This is a genomic window from Arthrobacter sp. H41 (genome assembly GCF_000520535.1).
Taxonomy (GTDB): domain Bacteria; phylum Actinomycetota; class Actinomycetes; order Actinomycetales; family Micrococcaceae; genus Arthrobacter_D.
Window position 1 is genome coordinate 14175 of record NZ_KI914832.1, and the last position, 1732, is coordinate 15906.

Sequence of the window (1732 nt, forward strand, 5' to 3'; positions counted from 1 at the left end):
CCCGCCAGCTGTGGCTGGTCCCGGGCCAGGTCGGCACGCCGGATGAATGGCACCACCACTTCGTGGACTTCCAGCGCGACCAGTCCGTGGCCGATGTCCTTCGCTCCACCGGCGCCGGCATGCGCTCCGTGGAACACATCAAGCGCTACACCTCCATCAGCACCGCCAACGACCAGGGCAAAACCTCCGGCGTCAACGCGATCGGCGTCATCGCCGCCGCACTTCGCACCGCCGGTGAAGCGACCCGCGGCATTGGCGACATCGGCACCACCACCTACCGGGCACCGTTCACCCCCGTGGCCTTCGCGGCCCTGGCCGGCCGCCAGCGCGGCGAACTGTTCGACCCCGCTCGCAAGACGTCCATCCACCCGTGGCACGAGGCCAAGGGTGCCCTGTTCGAGGACGTGGGACAGTGGAAGCGTCCCTGGTACTACCCACACGCCGGCGAGGACATGGACGCAGCCGTGCTGCGCGAGTGCGCGGCCGTCCGCGACTCCGTCGGCTTCATGGACGCCACCACCCTCGGAAAGATCGAAATCCGCGGCGAGGACGCCGGTGAGTTCCTCAACCGGATCTACACCAACGCCTTCAAGAAGCTCGCCCCGGGTTCTGCCCGCTACGGCGTCATGTGCATGGCGGACGGAATGATCTTCGACGACGGCGTAACCCTCCGTCTCGATGACGAGCGCTACTTCATGACCACCACCACCGGCGGGGCCGCGAAGGTGCTCGACTGGCTCGAGGAATGGTTGCAGACCGAATGGCCGGACTTGGACGTGCATTGCACCTCCGTGACTGAGCAGTGGACCACCATCGCCGTCGTCGGACCGAAATCCCGTGCGGTGCTGGCGAAGTTGGCACCGGATCTGGCCGCGGACGGCGGACTTGAGGCCGGAGCGTTTCCGTTCATGACCTTCAGGGAGACCACCCTCGCCTCCGGCGTGCAGGCCCGGGTTTGCCGGATCTCCTTCTCCGGCGAACTGGCCTACGAGATCAACGTCCCGTCCTGGTACGGGCTGAACACCTGGGAAGCCGTGGCAGCCGCGGGGGCTGAATTCAGCATCACCCCGTACGGCACCGAAACCATGCACGTGCTCCGCGCCGAGAAGGGCTACCCGATCGTTGGCCAGGACACCGACGGCACCGTGACCCCGCAGGACGCGGGCATGGAATGGGTGGTGTCCAAGGCCAAGGACTTCATCGGGAAGCGCTCCTATGCCCGGGCCGACGCCCGGCGCGAGGACCGCAAGCACCTGGTCAGCGTCCTTCCCGTAGATGGCTCGTTACGGCTGCCGGAAGGCACCCAGCTCGTGGAGAAGGGCATTCCGACAACTCCCGCCTACGGCCCGGTCCCCATGGAGGGCTTCGTGACGTCGAGTTACCACAGCGCCGCACTGGGCCGGTCCTTCGCGCTGGCGCTGATCAAAAATGGCCGCAACCGGATCGGCGAGACCCTTGTTGCCGCCGCCGGGAACCAGCTGGTTGATGTTGTGGTCGCCGAAACCGTACTTTTTGACCCTGAAGGGACCCGCAAGGATGGCTAACACAGCAGCACTCGATGGCATCAATGGACTCCGGGACATTCGCCGCAGCCCCGCCTCCCACCTGACCGCGGTCCTGGAAGCCGGCTCTATCCAAGGAACAGTGGTCCTTAACGAGATCCCGTTCCGGACCATGGCGGGCATCCGCGTAGACCCCCGTTCCGAGGAAGGCCTACGGATCGCCGCCGTGG

Annotated in this window: 1 protein-coding gene and 1 pseudogene; both read left to right on the top strand. The window is 66.3% G+C overall.

Annotated elements, in window-relative coordinates; translation table 11 throughout:
• A partial coding sequence (locus Y705_RS20435) for a glycine cleavage T C-terminal barrel domain-containing protein (protein WP_275450821.1) occupies positions 1-1544 on the top strand: 1544 nt, incomplete at its 5' end.
• A pseudogene (locus Y705_RS22490) lies at positions 1537-1732 on the top strand (sarcosine oxidase subunit gamma); the annotation flags it as partial. The gene Y705_RS20435 and the pseudogene Y705_RS22490, both read left to right, overlap by 8 nt.